Here is a 2958-nt window from a genome sequence, read left to right on the forward strand (position 1 = left end):
GGTCGCCCCCGCGTCCGCCTCCACCCCGTCCGCCGCCTCGGCTCGGGCGGCCGCCGCCGCTCCCGCGGCGCCGGCCCGCCCGTCCACCATGGACGGCGCGCCGGTGGACGGCGCGGTCCACGGCCTCAGCTTCGGCACGGCCGAGCGCACCGGCAAGAAGAGCGAGCAGGGCAAGGACAGGAAGGCCGGCGTCCGCGCCCCCCGCAAGGCCCACCTCGTCCTGCGCCGTATCGAGCCGTGGTCGGCCATGAAGTTCAGCTTCGTCGTGGCGCTCGTCTGCTTCGTCGTGCTGTTCGTGGCCGTCGCCATCCTGTACGGCGTCCTGTCGGCCCTCGGCGTGTTCTCGTCCATCACCGACGCCGTCACCCAGCTCACGACGGGCGACGGCGGCAAGGCGTCCACAGCGCTGGATATCAGCGGCTGGTTCGACCCGGTCCGCATCCTCGGGTACACGGCCCTGCTCGGCGCGCTCAACGTCGTGCTCATCACGGCCCTGTCCACGCTGGGCGCGGTGATCTACAACGTGTCCGCCGACCTCGTGGGCGGCGTCGAGGTCACCTTCAGCGAGGCCGAGTAGGCTCCCGTACGGCTGCCGCCCACCCGGGTGGCGGCCGTACCGGTTGGGCGCTCCGGCCGCTGGTGGGGGCGCTCCCGCCGCCGGTGGGCGGCGCGAGCCCCGGAGGGACACGGTAAGCTTTACCTCGATCGGTCGGCGATTCGCCTCCGGAAACCGGATGCGGTAACGTTCGATGCGCGTCGCGGGGCTATAGCTCAGTCGGTTAGAGCGCTTCCCTGATAAGGAAGAGGTCCCAGGTTCAAGTCCTGGTAGCCCCACCACCGAAACCGCCCCGTAGCAATCAAGCTTCGGGGCGTTTTGCTGCAACGGGTACTGCGACGGCCTCATTCGAAGAGCCCGTTCATCTTCTTAAGCGCGTCTTCGCGGCTCTCGCCGTCTCCGTGCGTGTAGATCTCCATCGTGACTGAGATCCGGCTGTGCCCGAGGATCTCCATCGTCACGCGGAGGGACGCCGAGCTTCTTGAGCAAGGACGCGGCGGTGTGCCGCAGGTCGTGAACGCGGATTGGCCGCAGCTTCTCCGCTTCCACGATGCGCGCGAACGACCGCGCCATTCCGGCCGAGCGTCGGCTTCAGAAAGAGACGGACGATCGTCTCGTATGTCATGCCGTGACGGGATGGCCGGCACGGTGCCGGAGACCTCTGTCGTACCGCGAGGCCAGGTCCTGGTACAGGGTGCGGTCCGGTGTCGTGCACTCACGTCATCGATGCTCGGTAGACGTGGCAGAGTCCTTGCGACAAGCTGCGAACATGCGATCCAGGACCGCCACCATGTGGTGGGGCGCCGCTATCGAGTCACCCGACCCCGGCGCTTTGGCCCGGTTCTACTCCGAGTTGCTCGGCTGGCCCATCGGCCACGAGGAGCCGGGAACGGCGATCGTCGTCCCTCCACAGGGTTCCGTCTACCTCGTGTTCCAGCAGGCCGTCGATTACCAACCTCCCGTCTGGCCGCCCGCCGATGGTCGGCAGCGCCCGATGATGCACTTCGACTTCCAGGTCGGCGACCTCGACTTCGCCGTCGCCGACGCCATCGCCCTGGGAGCCTCGCTGGCCACGGCCCAGCCGCAGGAGAACGTCCGAGTCCTTGTGGACCCGGCCGGCCACCCTTTCTGCCTCTGCCTTGACCAGGACTAGAGAACATCCCCCTCCGGACACCTCGCCCGGTGCCGCGGCCCAGGCGAGGTACGGACGGTCAGGCGGCGGCCGTCTGGGTGGGGTACGGACCGTCAGGCAGCGGCCGTCTGCGCGAGGCCGGTGATGCCGGTAGGCGGAGTAGGAGAAGCCGAACCGCCTCGCGTCCTCACGCATGGCGCGGGTCCCCGCGAGCTTGGTGGTGCCACTGGCCAGCGTCGAGATCGCGAGCACGATCGACAGGATGACGGCCGTCACGTCCACCGGGTGTCTCCGTCCCTGCCCTGGCCCGGAGTCGCATCGTCATTCGGCGGCAGGACGAGCAGGCGGCTCTCTGCTTCGGCACCCCGGAAGCGGCGCCAGACCGCGCTGTGGTGGAAGTGGTTGTCGTAGAGGTCCTGTGCGTCGAGGATCTCCTGCGGGCTCGCCTCGCCCCGGCGGACTAGATCCCCCAGCCGGAAGTAGCCGAATCGCTCAGCGCCCGGCTTGAAGATCACCATGTCGACGCCAGTGTGCGCGGGGGTACTGAACGCGTGCGGAGTCCGAGGCGGCACGAGCAGGAAGTCGCCCGTCCCCACGGTGACGACATGCTCCCCGGTCAGGACGTGCAGGCCGCCGTCGATGATGTAGAAGATCTCGGCTGCCTCGTTGTGGTAGTGCGGCGGCGGCCCATCGGTGTTCTTGCCGATCTTGCTACGGATCGCGCTGACCAGTCCGCCTGTGGTCTCAGCGTCCGCCAGCAACTCCAGCGTGTTCGGGAACTCGCCGAGGACCTCGGCCTCGCCCGCCCTTACCAGCACCGCCCGAGCATCGTTGGGATCGATCACTGTCACTGTCACTCCTTCGCAGTAGTTCGCTCCAAGATAGTACGCCTGCTAACTATCTCCTGTCGAATAGAATCAGCCGACATGACGGCAGAGGCGAACCCGGAACCCAACGACGCGATCGACGTGATCCTTACGCAGTGGCGGCGCGAACGCCCTGACCTGGACCTTTCGGCCATGGGTTTCCTGGGCCGCCTCTCGCTGCTCACCCGCGCCGTGGAGACCCAGGTGGATGACATGCTCGCGAGTCACGGCCTCGGGCGTGGGGAGTTCGACGTGCTCGCCGCCCTACGCCGCTCGGGCCCGCCGTACACCCAGATCCCCTCGGAACTGTCGGCAGCCCTGATGATGTCGCGCGCGGGCATGACCAGCCGCCTGGACCGCCTGGAGTCCGCCGGCCTACTGCAGCGAAGCCTCGACCCCGCCGA

Annotated in this window: 4 protein-coding genes and 1 tRNA gene; 4 read left to right on the forward strand and 1 reads right to left on the reverse strand. The window is 68.2% G+C overall.

Annotated features, from left to right (window positions below):
• The 3 genes from MPTA5024_RS15750 to MPTA5024_RS15760 all read left to right on the forward strand — a co-directional run.
• Positions 1–577 (forward strand): DUF3566 domain-containing protein (locus MPTA5024_RS15750; RefSeq protein WP_232326485.1); only part of this gene is annotated, 577 nt, incomplete at its 5' end.
• Positions 578–760: 183 nt separating this feature from the next.
• Positions 761–837, forward strand: a tRNA-Ile gene (locus tag MPTA5024_RS15755).
• Positions 838–1325: 488 nt separating this feature from the next.
• On the forward strand, positions 1326–1709 hold the full coding sequence (locus tag MPTA5024_RS15760; protein WP_036326351.1) for a VOC family protein: 384 nt from the start codon (positions 1326–1328) through the stop codon (positions 1707–1709).
• Between the two features lie 251 nt (positions 1710–1960).
• Here MPTA5024_RS15760 and MPTA5024_RS15765 read toward each other — a convergent pair whose 3' ends face one another.
• Complete coding sequence (locus MPTA5024_RS15765) at positions 1961–2539, reverse strand: cupin domain-containing protein (RefSeq protein WP_063794699.1); 579 nt, start codon at positions 2537–2539, stop codon at positions 1961–1963.
• Positions 2540–2614: 75 nt separating this feature from the next.
• On the opposite strand from MPTA5024_RS15765, the gene MPTA5024_RS15770 reads away from it, so the two are divergent.
• Positions 2615–2958 (forward strand): MarR family winged helix-turn-helix transcriptional regulator (locus MPTA5024_RS15770; RefSeq protein ID WP_157099587.1); only part of this gene is annotated, 344 nt, incomplete at its 3' end.

The organism is Microbispora sp. ATCC PTA-5024 (assembly GCF_000511135.2).
GTDB classification, from domain to species: Bacteria; Actinomycetota; Actinomycetes; order Streptosporangiales; family Streptosporangiaceae; genus Microbispora; species Microbispora corallina.